Below are 18667 nucleotides of genomic sequence, written 5' to 3'. Positions count from 1 at the left end.
GTGGCAGTGCCGGGCGATCGCCTGGTGCTGTCGGCGCCAGCGCGACCAGTTCAGAGCGTGCCGGCGAAGCGACGGGCCGTGGAGGTGGTGTGGGATGAGGCGAGGTGCCAGGAGTCGGCGGACCTCTGCCACGGTGAGCGGGGCCAGGCCCGGGGTGCCGGAACCGTTTCTGCACCCCCCTTTGCCGCCGCGTCGGCCGTCATCGCGGCGAGGTAGGCGTGGGCGAGCATCGCCAGGGTGATGTGCCGGTACCAGCCGACGTATCGGCGGACTTCGTACTGATCCAGGCCGCACTCGTTCTTCGCGGCCTGGAAGCATTCCTCGATCTGCCAGCGCGTCCCGGCGATCCGCACCAGATCGACGATCTCAGCCTCCATCGGAGCGTAGGCCAGGTAGTAGGCGATCTCCTCGGGCTTGCTGCGGCTGCGGCGGGCCAGTGCCCACCGTCGGCGGACCTGTTCGCCCTTCTGGTAGTCGAACTCCCGCACCGCATGCAGCTGCACCGCCGCCCAGTCGTAGAGACGCGGTCCCTTGGCGCCGTCTCCGCAGGACAGTGGCTCCCATGCCTCGTCGGGAGCCTGGGCGAACAGGTAATCAGCGCGCGGGCCGAAGACCTGCTGCGACTTCGGCACGGCCAGAACGTAACCGAGGCCGGACTGCTCCAGCAGGCGGCAGAAGCGTCCCTCCTGTCCGTAGGCAGCATCCGCCGTCACCCAGGCCAGTGGGAGCGGGGAGGCCAAGGCGCGCAGGACCAGGCGTTTGGCCAGGTCGCCCTTGGTGGCGAAGCCGCGTTCGTCGGGGATCTTCGCCTCCCGGCAGCGTTCGCGGTCGCCTGTCCAGGATTTGGGAAGGTAGAGCTCGCGGTCCACCAGAGCGCGGCCCGTGCGGGTGGCGTAGGCGGCGAAGACGCCGATCTGGCAGTTCTCGGTGCGGCCGGCGGTGCCGGAGTACTGGCGCTGCACCCCGGCGGAGGTGGTGCCCTTCTTGAGAAAGCCGGTGTCGTCGATGATCAGCACCCCGTCGTCTTGGCCGAGGTGTTCGGCGACGTAGCTCTGCAGGTCGTCCCGGAGGTCGTCGGCGTTCCAGCGGGCCCCGTTGAGCAGGCGTTGAAGGCCGTCGGGGGTGCGGTGTCCGGCGAACTCGGCCAGTTGCCAGCCGTTCTTGCGGCCGACCGGGCCGAGCAGGCCACGGACGTAGGCACGCATCCGGGCGCGCAGATCCGCGCGCCCGAAGTGGTGGCCGATGCGGAGGAAGAGGTCGTCGAGTTCCCGGGCCCAGGTTGCGTCCGCCGTGTCGTCGCTGTCGCTCATGTTCGGGCACTGCCCGCACCGGGCCTCGGCCAGTGCCCCGATGGTCTCGTTGGTGGGGTCTTCCCTCGAGTCCGCCACCTGCCCGCCGCCTGGCCACTACACTCCCGGCGACGCCTCCGACCAGGCCAGATAGCGAAACGCTGCTGGAGTACTAGGCGCGGGCCATGCCCAACACACAAGAGGAGAGCCAGCGCCGCTCGGCCGAGATGCTGCAAGACCCGCGCTACCTGCGGGTCGTGCAGAGGGCGCAGTCCGAGATCAACCGCTTCCGCGCCGGCGGCGGGGTGGCCGAGGCAGGCGACGGCCACAGCGGCGATGGTGGGCCGTTTGTCGCGGGCGTCGAATCGCTTCCACGGCTGGTTAAGGCACCGGTTGCCCCGCTCGGCCCGGTCCCGGACGGCGGGCGGCTGACTGGCCTGGCGGCGCATCAGCTCCCGGCTGGGACGGTACCGCTTGCGGTGGTGCCAGGACGCCTCCACCAGTAGTAGCCGGCGGGCGTGGCTGTTGCCGGTTTTGGTGATCGGACCCTGCGCCCGGCGCTGGCATCTGGAGGCATCCGACGGCACCAGGACCAGATAGGAGCTGATGGTGGCGCCGGTGAAGCGATGCCAGTCGCCGACGTCGACGGCCAGCCCGGAGGCAGTCAGTACGCTGACCCCGCGCAGGCACCCCAGCCGCCCCACCACCGGCGCGAACGACGAGACGGCGGCCATTCTGCTCGATGACCCCCACCGCCTCCGTCTGCGGCGCCAGCCTCCGCCACCGGATCTCCCCGGAAACCCCATCGATCGCGGCTCCGACGACGGAACGGGCGTGAACATCCAGTCCGGCATACGTACGCTCGAACATGACCGACACCTCCCGCAATTGCGGCTCTACCGCCACTCAGAGTGGCGGCAACCCGCGCCAACTTGCGAGCGAGGCGCCGGTTCTCCATACGGTCTAGGCTCGTAGTCATGGGAATCGACTGGGAGAACATGCTCGGCACAAGCGGCAACGGCCTCAACGATGCCTACGACAGCGCGGTCTCCGCGGTCATCTACAGCGAGGACCCGGGGGACGACCGTCGGCCACTCCCAGTCGGCGAAGAGCACGACGACGCAGACGGCCTGGGCTGACCTGAGTGCACACGAAAACGCCCCGGCTCACCGGGGCGTCTTCGTTGCATCAGGAGTCGTATCAGGGGCAGCCAGGAGGCGACCAAGCTCGACCCTGCGCTCCTTGGGGAGTTCCGGCCAGCTCGCGACGAGTTTCGCGGCCAATGCATTGAGGTCGTCTATGGCCTGTTCCCCTACCTGCTCATCGCGGCGGGAAGCGGTGACCGGCATGACCGGCGGCTGCAGGTCCGACTCGCGTGTCTTCAGCTTGCCGCCGACCCGGACAGCAGGCATCTCGCCATCGGTCATCCGCTTACGGATCGCGATCGAGTGACCGTCGTTCGCGTCCTGCAGCTCGCGCATGTCGCACAGGCGCTCGAGTGCCGATGGAGCCAGCATCGGAGACCTCTCGTTCATCGCTGAGATGTCTCGTGCGTCCACGCCCTGCGCGGCGAGCTCTGACCGAGTCCGTCCCTCGGCCCGTGACCCTTGTGGGTCTTACGGTCTGGCATCTGCCTGGATTGGCAGCACCATCGGGGTGCTGCCTTGATCCCCAGACTACGCGATCTTCCTGCGATTGCAACAGGTTCTGGCGTGGATGCTGCGATTTCGGCACCACATCTGACTCACCGCGAGCTGTGCGATCAACTTCAAAGATCGCCTCGCAGCATTGATGGCGTTGTGAGCGACCGTGTACACCGCGAGTCGTGCAGGGTCCGCCAGGCCTCAGCGCAGAACGATGTCCTCGTCGGCCAGTCATATCCCGGTGTGCCGGTCCTCGGGCCGCCATCAGGTGTGGCTTGGCCCACGGCGTCGTGCGCGGTAGCGCGGGGCGGTGCAGATCTCATGGGCCGAACGGCGGGCGAGGAGCGTCCGTGAACCGGTCTGGGGGAGGGGCCTTGAGGGGATGGGTGGCGTGCGGCGGAGCCGGTGCGTGTGCTCAAGATCAGTCAGGAGCTGGGCGAGGTCGCGGAGGCCCTTCACGGAGCGCTCGGCGCCAACCCGCGGAAGGGCGCCTCACCCGGGGGCGTGTCGAAGGAACTCGCGGAGGTCATCATGACGGCCGCGGTCGCACTGGACACCGTGAGCGGGACCGGCACGGTCGTGGTGGAGCATCAGTTCCAGAACCGCGCGCCGGACGACCTCACGGGCGATGCCTGGGACTCGATGGAAGAGTGGCTGCGGTTCTCGTGGAGAGGGTCGCGGCCTAGACTGGTCGAGCGGGGTCTCCCGGCAGGTCAGCGACGCACATAAAACATGCCTTGATCATGGTCTTGGAGTTCGCTGGCGGCGGCGAGGGTCTGCACCGTGAACTTCACCGTGGACAGCAGTTCGCCGGTGCGCGGGTGGCGGGCGGTGAGGTCCATCGCGGAGAACGCGCCGTCGTGGATGCGCAGTGCTACCTGCTCGCGGTGCAGGACGTCGAGCACGTCGAGGATGTGCCCGGTCCCGCGTACGAGGCGGAACATCTCGGAGATGTGCACGGTGTCGCCCGGCCGCGCGTACGTGAGCAGCTGGCGGAACTTCGGTCGCTGGAGCGGGTGGAGGCGGCTGGAGGTGCCCGGGTCCTCCTCGAAGGCGACCGGGTCCTCGATCCCGGAGGCCCTGCCGAAGCTGAAGCGGGCGGCGGGCGGGGTGGCGAAGGCGGTCGGGGTGCTGCTCGAGACCTGTAGGGTTCCAGAAGTGACGTACAGCATCTGACCAGGCACTTTGCAACTCCGGGCGATCACGACAAGCCGGACCCCATGGCACAGCGCATGCTCTACCTGGTCTTCCTCCGACTCCTCGGACTGCTCCTGCTGCTCTCCCGCTCGCAGCAGACCAAGGACGCCGAGCTGCTCGCGCTGCGCCACGAGAACGCGGTGCTGCGCCGCCAGCTCGGCGTCCGACCACACCTCACCTGGCCGGACCGCGCAGTGCTCGCCGCCCTCGTCCGGCACCTACCCTCCCGGCTGCGCCGACACCGCCTGTTCACACCCGGCACCCTGCTCACCTGGCACCGGCGGCTACTGCGCTGGAAGAGGAAGCAGAAACCCGCACGGACCGACCGCCCGCCGATCTCCGAGGAACCCACCGCCCTGAACCTGCGCCTGGCCCGCGAGAACCCGACCTGGGGCTCAACCCGTATCCAGGGCGAGCTGCGGCGCCTGGGCCACCGCGTCGGCGCCTCCACCAGCCGACGCATCCTGCGCAGCGCCGGCCTCGGCCCCGCACCCAGACGAAGCCGCGGCGCCCCGACTTGGCGCGAGTTCGTACGCGCCCAGGCCTCCGGCCTGCTCGCCGCCGACTTCTTCCACGTGGACACCGCCGCGCTGACCAGGCTGTACGCCTTCGTGGTCATGGAGGTCGGCACCCGCACCGTGCACATCCTCGGCGTCACCGCCCACCCGACCGCAGCCTGGGCCACCCAGCTCTCGAGGAACCTCCTCGCCAACCTCGCAGACCGCGCCGCCGGCTTCCGCTACCTGCTACGCGACCGCGACAGCCGCTACACCCAGGCGTTCAACGCCGTCTTCACCGCCGACGGCATCGAGATCCTGAAGAGCGCGCCACAGACACCGCGGATGAACGCCCACGTGGAGAGGTTCATCCGCAGCGTGCGGGCCGAGTGCACCGACCGGATGCTGATCTACAACGAGCAACACGCACGGCGTGTCCTCGCCGAATACGCCGAGCACTACAACTCCGGAAGGCCGCACCGGGCCCTGCACCTTCGCGCACCAGCCGACGATCCGGACGTCATCCCCTTCCCCGCCCAGCACATTCAGCGCCACGACGTCCTCAGCGGACTCATCCACGAGTACCGCGACACAGCCCGACGAAGATCACGACAGTCTGGCGAACGCCCAGCTCAGCGCAGGTGCGGGACTTTTGGCACCCAACAGGGTAAAGGGCGGCGATCCAGTCGCGTACGGCGTTGCGCCGGTCGCGGGGCTGGTCTTTCAGGGCCGGCAGGCTGGCCAGGAGGTCGTCCGCCTCCCCGGTGGTGTCGGCTCCGGCGAGGAACACCGCGGCAAGAGTGTCGTTGAGCGTGGTCTGGGCGAGAAAAACGGTGCGCAGGTGGGTGCTGCTGGTGAGCCAGTAGCGTTCCTCGTGCTTGAGCAGCCGGTCTTCGACTGCGGTGTCGTTGCGGGCTTTGGCCGGGCCGACCGGTGGGTTCTCGCTGGGGAGTGGTGCAGTGTCGAGGAGGTCAGCCAGGGCGCTCATGTGTAGGGTCAGCGCGGTGGGCAGGCTTCGGCTGCCGCCATCTGCACCGCGATCCCGGTCAGGCGCGGGGGCGGGGCTGTGGGTGAAGTGGGCGGCGATGGCGTGCCAGTCGTGGTGCTGCAGGCCCTGGACGTCGGGGAGCTGGGCGGCGTAGGCGTGGATGGCCTGGTGGTAGGCGTCGGTGCGGGAGTGGCCCGGGTCGGGTTCCAGCGGGGGCAGGTCGAGGGTGGGGGCACTGTCCAGGAGTTCCTCAGCCAGCACGGTTTGCGCTTGGAGCTGGTGCCACCAGTCGCCCGCGGTGCGGGCCACCAGCAGCAGCTTCAATGGTCTGCTGCCGGTGTGGCGGGCGGCTGCCTCGAGCAGAGCGGTCAGCTGCGGGGTGCGGGTTTCGGCGTAGTCGACGATGACCAGCAACGGCACCGCGGCATCCGCGAGGACGGCCAGGGTTTCCGGTGGGGTGTCGGGCCGCAGCCACAGCACGCTCCACTTGCCGGCGGTGAGGGTGTTGGCCAGGTGCTGGGCGAGGCGGGTCTTGCCCTGCCCGCCGGCCCGTGCAGCAGCAGCGCCCCGAAGCCCGGCTCCGCGCTCCACGCGGTGAGTTGCTCAAGCTGTGCGATGCGGCCGCGGAGGGCACGGTCTGGCGGCGGGCGCGCAGCAGGGCGGCGGGGGAGCGGACCCTACCGCGGCCGGTGGGGTCGGCGGCTTCGGCGAGGTGGTGCCATTCGACCGGCTCCAGCACGCTGCTGGCCGGTCCCCCGTGTTCGGCGAGCGCGGTACGGAAAGCGGGATCGTGCAGCAGCACGTAGGCGGGCACTGCCTCGAGGGAGGCGTGCGCGTGACCGGCCGGATCGGCGGCGATCACCCCGGTCAGCAGAGGGCCGCAGAACAGGGTCGCCCCGGACAGCCCGCCCCACGGCGATAAACCGTCCCCGCCGGCCTGGGGCGGGTGCTGGGCGAGGTGCATCACGTACCGGTTGCCCACCACCCGGTCCCCGGGATTGAGGGTCCCGGTGCGGTGCGCGGTGTCCACCGCGCGGCCGGACTGCTGCACCAGGTCGGGCTGGCCCCAGGTCTCGCACGGAGTGCCAGGCCGGGTGGTGGCCAGCCGGCCCCACCGCACCACCGCCGCGGGCATCGGCGCCCAAGTGGCATCGTCGACATACAGCAGGGCGTCGTCGCGGCCGCCGGGTGTACCGCGCCACACCACCCGCGCCTGCCACACACCCGCCCGCCCCGGCCGAAACAGCGACACCCGCGCCCCCGCCTCGGGGACGACGTGAGCGGAGGCCAGCACCAGCCGCGGCGCGATCACATACCCCGACCCCGGCCCGCCAGACCCGTCGACGGCGATGCTCCTGCTCCATCCCTCAAGCCCCCGAAAGCCGCACCAGTCCGCCGTGTTGGATGTCAGGGCTCGATATGCCCGGACACATCACCCGGCTCGGCCTGTTGACCGGGCCGGCCGTGCACGAGCAGATCCCCACCATTGGCCTGCTGAGGCGTCAGCGTGAGCTTCACTTCCGGTGCGTCCTCGCCCTGCCCACCCCCGCCTCGACATCGCCGGAGACCACCCACGCCTTGAATCCGGCCTTGGCCTTGGCATCCGCGCGCAGCTCGACGGCGAACTCCAGCTCCACCGGACCGACCCTGAATGTCAAGTCCTCACCCGCGCCCTGCGCGGCCGCCTCCAGCAGCTCGTTGCGGACCGCGGCCACGGCCTTCGTCAGCTCGATCTCCACCCACATCCCCCTCATTCACGACCCACAGCGCACGCTGGCCTGCATCCGCCGACGGGGCGCGTGCGGCCTGGGTGTTCAGGCTGCTCATCGCAGGAGAAGACGCTCGGCGAGCGCAGTCGTTTCCCAGAGAGGGAACGCCTGCCGCTTCCCGCAGAGAGAACGCCTGCCACGCAGGGCCTTGGCACGGGGAGTGCCGTGGTACCGGCCGGACGGAAGGCCTGCTCCCGCCAGCGAGAGGCGGGAACATCACGGCCGCTCGGTTCTTCCGCTGCCCGCCAGGCCGCCCCGCCGGAGAGTCGGTGCACCTGGCGGAGTGCTTGGTGCACGCGGACATCAGGTTGAGGCTGACGGAGTCCGCCGCTGGCTCAGAGAGCACCCTCTCCTGCCGCATTGCCCGGGGGAGCAGCAGCCCGGCGTGGGATGTCTGGTGGGTCACCGACGTCCTGCTGCGGTGGACACGGCTCGGTACTTGTCGGCCGGATCGTGCCGTGTCGCCTCTGCTGCGGTCGGGTACGGCTTTCGGCAACTGGCCGTCGCGGCAGGGGAGGTCGTGAGATGGGGAAGGCGAGCCGGGGCAAACGGGAGCGCAGCAGGGACAAGGCCGGACAATGGACGGCGGCCGGCGCGGCGCGGGCCGCGTACCGTCTGCGGGAGCAGACTCAGCGGCATCTGGTAGGCCCGTCGGTGCAGACGATGCTCGCCTCCAACATCCGCAATGTCGTCTCGGAGCTGCATGCCGTGGTGCTGAACAGCGGGCTGGCGAACATGGCGGACAGGCCCGAGGGCGTCGAGCGGGACGCGGCGTGGTCGATGACGCTGGGCAAGCAGGGTTACCGGCCGCCGTGGCCCCGGTCGGCCGGGGCGGCTGCCGCGTGGGAAGTCCAACAGATCGGCAGCCTACTGCGGCGGGCAGAGGTCCTCGTCATCTCCCCGGCCGCGCACGCCGCGGTGATGGCGGCGGCCGCCACCCTGGAGCCGGCCGACGTCAGCACCCTGGACCGGGACCGGGACATCCTGGTGCCGACCGGACTGCTGGTGCTGCCCGAGCCGGTCGTGGTCGTCAACCCCACCGGCTCCCTGTCGGACATCAAGGCCTTCGGCTGGCAGTTCATCACCCAGCACCAGATCCTGCCCACCGCCCAGTACCCCGGCGTACAGGTGACGACGTTCATGGACCGCGACGGACCGGTGCAGCCCACCGGATGGCGCCAGGCGGTCTCCCAGGCACGCGCCCTGGGCAGCCCGCTGCCGCCGCTGATGCCGGACGGCATGTACGGGATGCGCGGCGACGCCTGCCTGGCGGAGGAGAGCCCCGAGAAGCTCGCGCACCTCTCCCGTCTCTACCGGGAGATGGAGAAGGCGCGCACCCAGGCATCCCAGTGGCGTGCCGAGCCGGTGCCCGAAACCGGTGAATGGGGCGGCGGCCGGGTGGACGACCCGTACGACGACTTCGTGGCCCGCTACATATTCGCCTTCTTCCGTCTCATCACCCAGGGCATCACTGCCGCCGGCCCGTCCCGGGCCACCGGAAGGAACACGGCGGCGGGCAGTGGTGACGCCTCCGTACCGGAGGATCCCGATGTGCGGGTGATCCGGCTCGCCGCGCCCTCGCCGCGACCGTCGGATCCAGCGGGGGAGACGAAGCGGGTGTACCACCACCGGTGGCCGGTGCGGATGCACAAGGTGAGGCAGTGGTATCCCAGCCGCCAGGAACACCGGGTGATCTGGCGCGGCCCCTACATCAAAGGTCCCGCCGGCGCACCGCTGATGATGGGAGAGAAGGCCTACCTGGTCGATTCCTGATGTTCTTCGGCTGGATGCCAGAGAGGGGCAGACGGTGGGCCCCGACCAGGTAGTCGAGCGAGGAGCCGGCTCCTCGATTGCGTCGAGTATGACGGCGGGGTCGTCTGTGGCTGTGGACGCGATCGGCTTGTGACCGAGTGAACCTCGGCCCTCCCGGTACTGTGACGCCCCCGTGCAGAGGTCGGTGGGCATCGCCCCGAACTGACTGGCCACGACGAACCGGCTCCGGTCCGGCTCATATGCGGCGGCATGATAGCGACGGAGTCGCGCAACAAGCCGTAGAGAAGCCCAAGTTGGTCGGGATGTGCATGTGTGCGGTGGCCTGAGAGCAGCCGGAGGACGACATTCCTTTCGGGATTTCGACGTCCTTTTGTCACGTATGCACCCTAAGGCGGGGTGGCGCACGGTGGCGCTTATTGCCGGAGCGGCGAGAGTGCACATGCAGCCGGGCTGAGCCCGGCAGACTTCCGTCTGGGAACGAGCCGCTCATGGGGCCGTCTCAAGCCGTTTTCTTGCAGTGCCTGGGCGACGCCGTCGGGGTGGCTTCGCACATGCAAAGTGACAATCTCTGTACCTCCGACTCTTCTGAGGAGCCAGGCGCACACGGATGACGTGCGCCGATCCAGCCATGTCGACATCCTTCATCCATGACGTCAGCGCTCAATACATCGCTGCCGTGATGTTCGCACTCACAGCTGCCACCGCTGGCGCTGTCCGCACCGCCTGGCGCCGCAGGCGCCCTCGTCAGGAGCGGGAGCAGGCCGTACGGACGCAGCAGGCCGCCATCTTAGCCGCCCGAGCGAGGACAGAGCGAGATCCCGCCCCATCGCAGGGGACGGAAACGTCGTCCTCAAGACGACGCGAGGAGTCGTCATGAGGACGACATCCGACTCTGGAGAGCAGCCGCACCCGGACGCCCAGCACAACCGGGACCAGGCATGGGCACGCCTGACCCAGACTCCCTCGGGCGGCCGCCGGCTTCCCTCACGCAGCGGCAGCTCGCCGGGGCGACTGATGGACATCGCCCGGAACTACGACCGCATCTGCCAGCGAGCCGACGGCACTCTGCTGCCCGACGCCACCGACGCGGACCTGCTCGCCGCGCTGCTGGCCATCCGGATGCTGCGCGAAAAGCTCGACCACGACGAACTGAAACTCACCTCCCTCGCCCGCACCAAAAAGATCACCTGGGCGCGCATCGCCCAATGGCAGGAACTCAGCGGGCGCCAGGCAGCGGAGCGGCGACACCTCCAGCTCAGCCGGGCCTACACCCGACCAGACGGCACGGTGCCGCGCACCCAGAGCGAGCGCGTCGAACAGGCCCGCGAGCGACGAAGTCGGCGCGCCGAACGAGACTGGGCCCGCCAACACGCGCAACAAATCCGCCGCATTGCAGCCCAACTGGCCGCCATCAGTGACCTTCAAGAGCGCGTCGACCGGTCACAGGAGGCACGGGTCATCCTGGCGGTCCGCGGCTCCGAAACCAAGAGCAACCCCGAGCCGGTTCCACTTGTGTGGCCAACGGCCCTACGGGACTGCATAGCCGAGGATGAGCGGTTCCGCAGCACCCCGCCGCAGCCCCCCGACGCCGGCGACCTGGACAGCCCGGAGTGGCACCGGCAACAACAGGAAGCCGACATCCTGCACCGCCTCCTCGGTCTAGTCAGGTATGGAGCCAACCCGCGCAACATTGACCTGTCCGACCTCGCCGACCTGGCGGACGCCATCCGTGACCTACACCGGGACTCGCAACAACAAACCAAAACCCGACGACCGCCAGGGCCGAGCACTCCCGAGGGCTGACACCACGGGGTTCTCACCCATCCGCTCACGTCGCGGCCCGCGACGCTGGCAGCCCGCCAAGCTGTACGGTGACAAGGGCTACGACTACCGTCACCAGCATCAATGGCTAGTGCTGTGGCCGGATTGGTTCACCGGGTTGGCGATACTGTCCGCGCATGAATCAGCTCCCCTGTACTTTGGAAGCCCTCGTTGTGCGCACCGACTTCTCAGCAGACGGTGCTTGGGACACCTTGCGGGCGGCGCTGTACTCGCCCAGCAGGGACGGCTTCTTGGCCAACATCGCACTTGTCGATGACCGGCGGTACGAGGGCTTGACGCCCGACCAGGCTCTCGACCTGATCCCTGCTGAATACCAGCATCCACTTCTTGTCCTGGCGGACTCTGTAGCTGTCGCCTCGACTGAACTGCCGCTCCTCGTGGTGGACCTGTGGGGCGAGCGTGGGCGATGTGTCCGCGTTGTGGCAGCCGAGCTGTGGGGCATCGAGAACAACGTCTCGGGGGCGAACATGGACTTCGAGGAGTTCGCCGGCGCCGTCGACGACGACGGCGTTTTCCGAGGCTTCTGAGTCACTGGCCGCCGCCAGGCGGTGTCAGGCTGCGGGTGCGAGGGGGCGTCCGCTCCAGCGGACCCCCTTTTCGCTGCGGATGCGGGTGCGTTAGTCAGCCGGTGGACCAGATGCGCAGCTGCGCAGCGATCTCCTGAACGCGCGCGCCTTTGTGCTTGGCACGCATGACGAGCGCGAGGGCTTGTTCCGGCTCGTAGTGCAGAGGCCACGGTGCCCCACTCGTCCGAGGGCGAACCAGGCGGCGACGGACCAATACGGAGACCGACCCTGCTGCGCGGCGCTTCCCAAGCCATGCTCGGGCGTTGCACGGCAGGAGGGTGGCGGGACGGTCCCGGCACCTCTCGTGTCCGATGCGACGGCCGACGCGTCCGGCGGCCGTCAGCCGTCCTCGCGCCGGTAGCTCGCCATGAGCTGGGTGTCGTACCCGAGGGTGGACTGCATCCTGCGCAGATCCCTGCCCTTCGTGCCGGCCGGGATGACCGTGATGCGGTCGGCAAACCAGGCCAGAACCTCCTCCGACCGTTTGTGGAACTCCTCGAGCGTCTCGGTCGTGATTACCACCTCGCCAACGCGCTTGGTGGTGTCGGAGTTCGCCGCCGGCAGCGAAGCTCCCACCAGGTGGCCGAACAGCACGTACTCGACGTTGGGAAGGCTCAAGACCTCGTCCTGCGACGGTATCCCGAAGAGAAGCCCTGGGGACGACGTGATGTACGTGCCACCCACGATCCCAGGCCGCTCCCTGACCGTCACGTCCGGTTCTTCACCGAGCGCCAGCGACAGCGCGGCATCGCCGAGGTCGACGCCGAACTTGCACTCGACCTGCTCGTGCACAAAACCCCCTCGTCGCGCGGCACACTCACTGAAGAACACCTCACCCTCATGGTGAAACAGCTCCATGTGGAAGATGCCGTCAGTGAGGCCAAGTGCCTCCAGCGCCGCGCGGACCACGGGTTCCGCCAGCCGGAACGCCCACGCCTCCGTGGTGGGGTCAAAGCGGCGGTCCTGCATCGTCGCTTGCGACTCAACCACGCTCAGACAGGGATGGGTGTACTCCGCGACCGACATGAAGCGAATCTCTCGATCGTGTATAACGCCGTCAACCAGCCACTCGTCCCCCTGCTGAAACTCCTCCACTACGAAGGTCCGCGCGGAGCCTCCCTCCGACCGAAAACGGCGCACGGTTTGGTGCAATTCGTCCGTACTGCGCACCGTGGCCGTCTGCCGCGTCGCGGCTCCGGTGACAGGCTTGATGACGCCCGCCTCGAACGCCAGCTCGGGGAGCTCGTCGTCGTGGATATCTTCCAGGACGACGGACCGGGCGGTGGGAATGCCCCAGGCCCGCACGGCCTCCTTCTGAAGGAACTTGTCGCGGAAGCGGAGCGCCACGGTCGGCGGGATCCCTGGACAGCCGAGAGCCTGCGTGAGCACGGCAACGTTGATGAGCGCGTACTCGTTCGTGGTGGTCACGGAGGCGAAGCGTTCCTCGCCGAGGCCGGCCCGGGTAAGTGCCGTCAGCACCGCCTCGGCACTGCACTCGTCCTCCACGAAGACGGGAGTGACGCAGTCCGGGAGGTCCGGGATCCCGCTGTCTCTCCAGTACGGGCCGTAGGCGACGACGGCGGGGATGCCGCGCTCGCCGCAGGCTCGCAGAACGTAGCGGTCGACCCCGACAAACAGGGGACGTAGGCGCGAGGTCATGATGTCGAACCTTCCAGTGCAGCGTCGGCCGGAAGACGGGCTCTGGTCAGGGCGATGCCGGTTCCGGGCTCCTCGCCGGAGCCATCAGTCCCGCGGGGGGAAGTGCCCGTCATGAGGACCCGGCGCGACTGAACCCTGGCGACCCGGATGAGGAAGAGCCCGCCGCTCGGCGGCGTCCGAGGATCCCCATTCCCGGGTAACCCCTGAATGTCCCTCAAGTCCCTTGCTTTGTACGGCCGTAGGTCTTGTGACTTGCTAGCTAACACCATGATCATACCGCGAGCTCCACGTCCTCCCTGTGATGATCATCACAGCGGAGTTGGGTTGGAATCGCCTCAACGAGCAGTGCAGTCTCGTGGTTTGCTGCAGTCGGGCGGAGAGGGACGGGCTGACTTTTATGTCTACTTCCCGGCGCATTCCTGTGTTGGCATTGACTTCAGTTGCTCAGGGGAATTCGCGTCGCATGTGCCGGATGACGTCGGGTTCGCTTTCCACTCGCCAGATGGCAGAGCTGTGATAACGGCTGTAATGCTCTGATGCGTCACCAATCAGCCACTCTCGAAGCGATTTCATTGGCCGATGGTTGCGGAGGTCATGCGGCCGCCGGACTTTCCGCCCCAGTGGGGCCGGCATCGTCCGAAGCACCCCGGATTCCTGCCACATTGAAGCCACAAGAAGAAGGAAGCGTGCCTGCCGTGACCGCCCCGGACCCCTTCGCCATCGCCCCCACCGACAGCCGTGTCAACGGGATCGCCAACCACGCCCGCCAGTACGCCGCCACTGCCGGAGCCGAGGGCCACGATTGGAAGGGCGCCGAGACCCTGCTGCTGACCACCATCGGCCGCCGCAGCGGTCTGCCGCGCCGCACCGTCGTCATCTATGGCCGCCACCAGGACGCCTACGTCGTCGTCGCCTCGAATCTCGGCGCCGATAACCACCCGGACTGGTACCTCAACCTCAAGCAGCACGACACGGCCCTCATCCAGGTCCGCGACCAGCAGTTCACCGTCCAGGCCCGCACCGCCACCAGCGAGGAGCACGTGCTCCTGTGGAAGCTGATGACCGGCCTGTGGCCCGCGTACGACACATACCAGCAGTCAACCCAGCGCCCGATCCCAACCGTCATCCTCCAGCCACAGTCCTGATCTCGCCCGTGTGCACCGCCACCCGAACCCCTCCAGGCCCGCTCAAATGACGCTAATGCCTTTCCCGCCCGTGCTCGAGGTCGAGGGCGCCGCGCTGTCCGCCGCCGAGTACGCCCCCCATACCGACAGGGCGGGCCGGCTGCCCGACGCCGTCGTCGAGGCCCTCACCGGAACCGGTCTGCTCGCCCACTTCGTCCCCCGAGCCTTCGGCGGCGCCGCGGGACGGTTCGACGACTGCCTGCCCGCGCTGCTCCGCCTGGCCGAGGCCGACCCATCCGCCGGATGGTGTGCCGCGGTCATGACCTCCATGAGCCGGATGGCTGCCTACCTTCCCTCGGGCGGGCAGAAGGCCGTGTGGGCGCACGGCCCTCACGTGTCCATCGCCGGCACCCTGCAGCCGGCCGGTACCGCCACGCCCACCCCCGGCGGATGGCTGCTGTCTGGACGGTGGCCCTACTGCAGCGGGGTCCACCATGCCCGGTGGGCCCTGCTATCCGCCGTGCCCGAGGGCGCCCCCGGCCCGCAGTTCCTGCTCGTGCCGCGCTCGGCGTGGACCACCGAGCCGACCTGGAGCGGCGCGGTCGGCCTACGTGGCACCGGCAGCGACACCCTTGTCCTCGACACTAAGGTGTTCGTCCCCGAGGACCGCTCCTTCACCCGCAAGCAACTGTTCACGGCTGCGGACCCGCCTGCGGAAGGGGACTGCTACCGCGTACCGCACGAGGCGATCAGCGGCCTCTTCTTCGCCCTACCGCTGCTCGGTGCCGCTCGCGCGGCACTGAACGCGTGGACCGCCGCGGCGAGCCGACACCCGTCGCCGGGCTCGCTGCGCGACGGCGATGCGGCGCTGGCGACCGCCTCCGGGAAGATCGACGCTGCGGACCTCCTGCTGCGCCGGGCGGCCCGTACCTGCGACGAGCCCGATGCGCTCAACGCACTGCTCGCCGCCCGCTGCCGCCGCGATTACGCCACCGCCGCTGGGCTCCTGAACGAAGCCGTCCAAACCCTGTTCCACAGCGCGGGGGTACGCGCCACCAGCGGCACCGGCGCGCTGTCGCGGCTGTGGCGGGACGCCAGCATGGCTGCACTCCATCCCGCCCTCGCCGTCCCGCCGGCCGCCCAGGAGTACGCCACGTGCCTGCTGCGGCGCACCGAGTAGACGGCGGATGGCCCCGCGCCCTCGGCCTCAGTGCCGAGGGCGCGGGGCCATCCGGTTGACCTGTTCACTCCCCGGCGTCGATGGCCGGCCGACGTACCTCGATCTCGGCGCCAGTCTGCTTGAACGACTCCGCCGACACCGGGACCAGCACCGCGTCCCGGTGGAAGTCACGCAGGGTCGTCGACCCGCAGCTGATCATCGTGGAGATCAGCTTCGCCCGGGTGCGCTCCACGTTGTCGTACAGGCTGCCCGCATACGGGACGTAGCCGTCGACGCCCTCCTCGAAGACCATCTGGCCGCGCTGGCCGTAGCGGGACGCGTTCTGCGCGCGCCGCGAGCCCTCACCCCAGTACTCCTTGTACCACTGGCCGCCGATCTGTAGCTTGCGCGATGGGCTCTCGTCGAGCCGGGCGAAGTAGCGGCCGAGCATGATGAAGTCCGCCCCCATCGCCAGGGCCATCGCCATGTGCGAGTCATTGAGCAGACCGCCGTCGCAGCACAGCGGCACGTACACGCCGGTCTCCTGGGCGTAGGCATCGCGCGCCTCGACCACGGCGAGCAGCGCGGAGGCCTGACCGCGGCCGATGCCCTTCTGCTCCCGCGTGGTGCAGATGGCACCACCGCCGATCCCCACCTTCACGAACGCCGCGCCCGCGTCGGCCAGGTAGCGGAACGCCCGGTCGTCGACAACGTTCCCCGCACCGACGAAAACATCGTCCCCGTATTTTTCCCGGGCGAATTCGAGGGTCTTCGCCTGGTACACGGAATAGCCGTCGGAGGAGTCCAGGCACAGCACGTCCGCGCCAGCCTCCACCAGGGCGGGAATACGGTCCCTGAAGTCACGCGAATTGATGCCGGCACCCACGCGCAGACGCTTTTCGCTGTCCACCGTCGCGCGGTTGTACGTCTTGTGGGCCTGGTAGTCCCGCTTGAGGACCAAGGAGGCGACCTGGCCGTCCTCAAGCACCGGCAGCACGTCCAGATGATGCTGCCAGATGAGCTCATTGGCCTCAGACAGCGAGACGGAGGCGGGAGCGGTGACCAGGTTGTCGCGGCCCCGCATGCGGTTGCCGGCGCTCTCCGAGGCCCCGTGGCGCTCCAGGTGAAAGTCGTCGAGGCTGATGATTCCGAGGAATTCGCCGTCCGCTTCACCGCTCTGCGTGACCACGGCCACGCCCTGCTCCGCCTTCGAGAGCCGGCGGGCGACCTCGCCGAGAGGAGTCCCCGGCGCCACGGTGACCTCGCTGGTGCGGAAGCCGGCCTTGTGCCGCTTGACCGCCAGCACGTCCGCAGCCTGGTCCTCGATCTGCTGGTTCTGGTGGATGAACGACAGCCCGCCGGCCTGCGCCAGGGCGACCGCCAGCGTCGGCGACGACACCGCCTGCATGACGGCACTCACCATAGGCGTGGCGATCCGAACGGCCGACTCCTCGCCGACTCGGTGGCGCACTAGTGGCGCCCCGAGATCCACATTGTCCGGCGTGCAGGCCTCTGTGGTCAGGCCGGGGATGAGGAGGTATTCACTCAGCGTACGAGAGATCTCGGGGAGGATTTTCACGTCGTCTCCAGAAAGGAGCCTGCAACCCACTACCGGTGAAATTGGCGAGGCTCGTGCGGACAGTACCGATTGTCACCACCCGGTAGCGTGCAGTCGGAAGAATGCGCTCTCCGGAAATCCGGAGAGCGGGCACACCCGGTGTGACGAGTGCTCCCGCGCGCGGCCGAATCGACAGCGAGTAACCACAGACCCAACCTTCACGGTGCTGCACAGGCGCTGACTTCCATTACGCCATAGGAGATGGTACCTCACCGCACACGTTCGCCCGCTGGGCAGCAAATTGCCCCGCCCCGAACCTACTGCGGCAGGCACCGACCGCCGCGCCGACGCGGGCCGTCAGAACGGGTCAGCACCAGCGGTCGGTGGCTCAGGGGGCGACGGAATCCCCTGTCAGGGACAACACGTGGAAGAGCGCCTGGTCGAGGTCCTTGATGATGTCCGCGACGTCGTTGCTGTAGCCGAGGGCCAACCGCACCGTGCCGCGCGGGACCCCGATGCTCACCAGCTCGTCTTCGGAGTACTCGAAGTAGGTGAAGAACGTGCTCTGCTCGACGAGCGTGTGCGGAGCGCCGAAGTTCGAGGCCATGAAGGGCACGCGCAGGCGGTCGACGACCTTCGCAGTCTGCTCCTCGCTCATCCTAAGCTCGAAGGTGATGACTCCGCCGAAGCCGTTCAGGTACTCCTGCGCAAGCTTGAAATGCGGGTGCGACTCGAGGCCGTTGTAGTAGACACGGTTAACGGCCGGGTGCCCCTCCAGGAAGCGCGCGACCTCCATGCCCATGGCATTGACCCTCTCCATGCGCAGTTGCAGCGTGTAGAGGCTGCGGCGCAGCAGGAAGGCCGAGTTGCCGTCGATGATCGGGCCGGTCGTGTCCCGGTACCAGCGCAGCCTCTCGATCAGCTCCTCACGGCCCGAGGCCACCCCAGCCACGATGTCGCCGTGCCCGCTGAGGTATTTGGTCGCGCTGAACAGCACCAGGTCCACGCCCCACTGCAGCGCGTAGTAGTTCGGCGGCGGCGAGAAAGAGCTGTCCAGGGTGAGGATCACCTCCGGCCCGACGGCCGCCCGCACCCGAGCCACGTCGATCAGGTACATGTGCGGCGAGGACGGCATCTCCAAGTGCACGAGCTTTATCCGGCCGCGTAGCGCAGCGACGTTCTCGATGAACGCCTCCGGGTCCCGGATGGAGAATTCGTGCACCACGACGCCGAACTTCGGCAGGATGTGGTGGAAGACGTTGCGCACCTGCCGGTACGACTCGGACGGCAGCACCACCTCGTCGCCCGCCTCGAGCAGCGCAAGGAATGCGGTGACGTGCGCGGCCATGCCGGAGGCGAAGACCAAGGAGCTCTCGGCGCCGCTGAGCTCGCTCAGCTTGTTCTCCACCTCGATCCAGGTGGGGTTGGAGTAGCGTCCATAGCGTCCCGCGGGCACGGACCTGTCGTGCAGGCCGTCCTTCACGTGGTCCGCGTTGTTGAAGTAGTAGGAGGCGCTCTGGTACGTCGGCGACTCGATGCTGTTGGTGTACGCATCATGGGGACGCTGTTTGGTCATCGTGGCTCCTTGCTGGCACGACCGGGG

16 protein-coding genes and 2 pseudogenes are annotated in these 18667 nt (G+C 68.6%); 9 read left to right on the top strand and 9 right to left on the bottom strand.

The annotated features are described in order from the left end of the window. Nucleotides 1-50: 50 nt before the first annotated feature. Entirely contained in the window at nt 51-1310 is a 1260-nt protein-coding gene (locus QQS16_RS05270; protein ID WP_502963765.1) for an IS701 family transposase, read from the bottom strand. Between the two features lie 164 nt (nt 1311-1474). Here QQS16_RS05270 and QQS16_RS05265 point away from each other — a divergent pair, with 164 nt between their 5' ends. Beyond that, nucleotides 1475-1795, top strand: a complete 321-nt coding sequence (locus tag QQS16_RS05265; protein WP_286060439.1) for a hypothetical protein — start codon at nt 1475-1477, stop codon at nt 1793-1795. Between the two features lie 18 nt (nt 1796-1813). Here QQS16_RS05265 and QQS16_RS43470 read toward each other — a convergent pair. Then, a pseudogene (locus QQS16_RS43470) lies at nt 1814-2023 on the bottom strand (IS110 family RNA-guided transposase); the annotation flags it as partial. Nucleotides 2024-2266: 243 nt separating this feature from the next. On the opposite strand from QQS16_RS43470, the gene QQS16_RS05260 reads away from it, so the two are divergent. Next, entirely contained in the window at nt 2267-2428 is a 162-nt protein-coding gene (locus QQS16_RS05260) for a hypothetical protein (protein WP_286060438.1), read from the top strand. Nucleotides 2429-2455: 27 nt separating this feature from the next. Here QQS16_RS05260 and QQS16_RS05255 read toward each other — a convergent pair whose 3' ends face one another. Further along, nucleotides 2456-2770, bottom strand: a complete 315-nt coding sequence (locus QQS16_RS05255) for a hypothetical protein (protein ID WP_286060437.1) — start codon at nt 2768-2770, stop codon at nt 2456-2458. Between the two features lie 573 nt (nt 2771-3343). On the opposite strand from QQS16_RS05255, the gene QQS16_RS05250 reads away from it, so the two are divergent. Continuing rightward, complete coding sequence (locus QQS16_RS05250; protein WP_286066571.1) at nt 3344-3661, top strand: nucleoside triphosphate pyrophosphohydrolase family protein; 318 nt, start codon at nt 3344-3346, stop codon at nt 3659-3661. Here QQS16_RS05250 and QQS16_RS05245 read toward each other — a convergent pair. Continuing rightward, nucleotides 3646-4347, bottom strand: coding sequence for a recombinase family protein (locus QQS16_RS05245; RefSeq protein WP_286060436.1), 702 nt, complete (start codon nt 4345-4347; stop codon nt 3646-3648). The genes QQS16_RS05250 and QQS16_RS05245 overlap by 16 nt on opposite strands. A gap of 399 nt (nt 4348-4746) precedes the next feature. On the opposite strand from QQS16_RS05245, the pseudogene QQS16_RS43465 reads away from it, so the two are divergent. Next, nucleotides 4747-5070, top strand: a pseudogene (locus QQS16_RS43465) (integrase core domain-containing protein); the annotation flags it as partial. Nucleotides 5071-5197: 127 nt separating this feature from the next. Here the strand turns inward: QQS16_RS43465 and QQS16_RS05235 are convergent. Together QQS16_RS05235 and QQS16_RS05230 are read right to left on the bottom strand one after the other, a co-directional pair. After that, nucleotides 5198-6205, bottom strand: a complete 1008-nt coding sequence (locus QQS16_RS05235; protein WP_286060435.1) for a hypothetical protein — start codon at nt 6203-6205, stop codon at nt 5198-5200. Nucleotides 6206-7128: 923 nt separating this feature from the next. After that, complete coding sequence (locus QQS16_RS05230; RefSeq protein ID WP_286060434.1) at nt 7129-7353, bottom strand: trypco2 family protein; 225 nt, start codon at nt 7351-7353, stop codon at nt 7129-7131. Nucleotides 7354-7908: 555 nt separating this feature from the next. Between QQS16_RS05230 and QQS16_RS05225 the strand changes: the two genes are divergently transcribed. From QQS16_RS05225 to QQS16_RS05210, 3 genes are all read left to right on the top strand, one after another. Continuing rightward, nucleotides 7909-9156, top strand: coding sequence for a hypothetical protein (locus QQS16_RS05225; RefSeq protein WP_286060433.1), 1248 nt, complete (start codon nt 7909-7911; stop codon nt 9154-9156). A gap of 873 nt (nt 9157-10029) precedes the next feature. Continuing rightward, a complete protein-coding gene (locus QQS16_RS05220) occupies nt 10030-10959 on the top strand; it encodes a hypothetical protein (protein ID WP_286060432.1) in 930 nt (309 codons plus the stop codon). A 155-nt stretch (nt 10960-11114) separates the two neighbouring features. Next, entirely contained in the window at nt 11115-11525 is a 411-nt protein-coding gene (locus tag QQS16_RS05210) for a DUF6924 domain-containing protein (protein WP_286066570.1), read from the top strand. Nucleotides 11526-11903: 378 nt separating this feature from the next. Here QQS16_RS05210 and QQS16_RS05205 read toward each other — a convergent pair whose 3' ends face one another. Further along, nucleotides 11904-13223 carry an ATP-grasp domain-containing protein gene (locus tag QQS16_RS05205; RefSeq protein ID WP_286060431.1) on the bottom strand — a complete coding sequence of 440 codons (1320 nt, stop codon included), beginning with the start codon at nt 13221-13223 and terminating at the stop codon, nt 11904-11906. A 686-nt stretch (nt 13224-13909) separates the two neighbouring features. Between QQS16_RS05205 and QQS16_RS05200 the strand changes: the two genes are divergently transcribed. After that, a complete protein-coding gene (locus tag QQS16_RS05200; protein WP_286060430.1) occupies nt 13910-14368 on the top strand; it encodes a nitroreductase family deazaflavin-dependent oxidoreductase in 459 nt (152 codons plus the stop codon). 55 nt (nt 14369-14423) lie between these two features. Next, a complete protein-coding gene (locus QQS16_RS05195; RefSeq protein WP_286060429.1) occupies nt 14424-15527 on the top strand; it encodes an acyl-CoA dehydrogenase family protein in 1104 nt (367 codons plus the stop codon). A 64-nt stretch (nt 15528-15591) separates the two neighbouring features. Here the strand turns inward: QQS16_RS05195 and QQS16_RS05190 are convergent, their stop codons facing one another. Both QQS16_RS05190 and QQS16_RS05185 read right to left on the bottom strand, forming a co-directional pair. Next, the gene (locus QQS16_RS05190) at nt 15592-17085 is read right to left on the bottom strand and encodes an IMP dehydrogenase (protein WP_286060428.1); all 1494 of its coding nucleotides are present in this window, start codon (nt 17083-17085) and stop codon (nt 15592-15594) included. A gap of 367 nt (nt 17086-17452) precedes the next feature. Next, on the bottom strand, nt 17453-18640 hold the full coding sequence (locus QQS16_RS05185; RefSeq protein WP_286060426.1) for a PLP-dependent transferase: 1188 nt from the start codon (nt 18638-18640) through the stop codon (nt 17453-17455). Between the last annotated feature and the right edge of the window lie 27 nt (nt 18641-18667).

The organism is Streptomyces sp. ALI-76-A, from assembly GCF_030287445.1.
Classification (GTDB): Bacteria; Actinomycetota; Actinomycetes; order Streptomycetales; family Streptomycetaceae; genus Streptomyces.
Note: the sequence above shows the minus strand (reverse complement) of the source record. Positions and strands in the feature narration are given on the sequence as shown.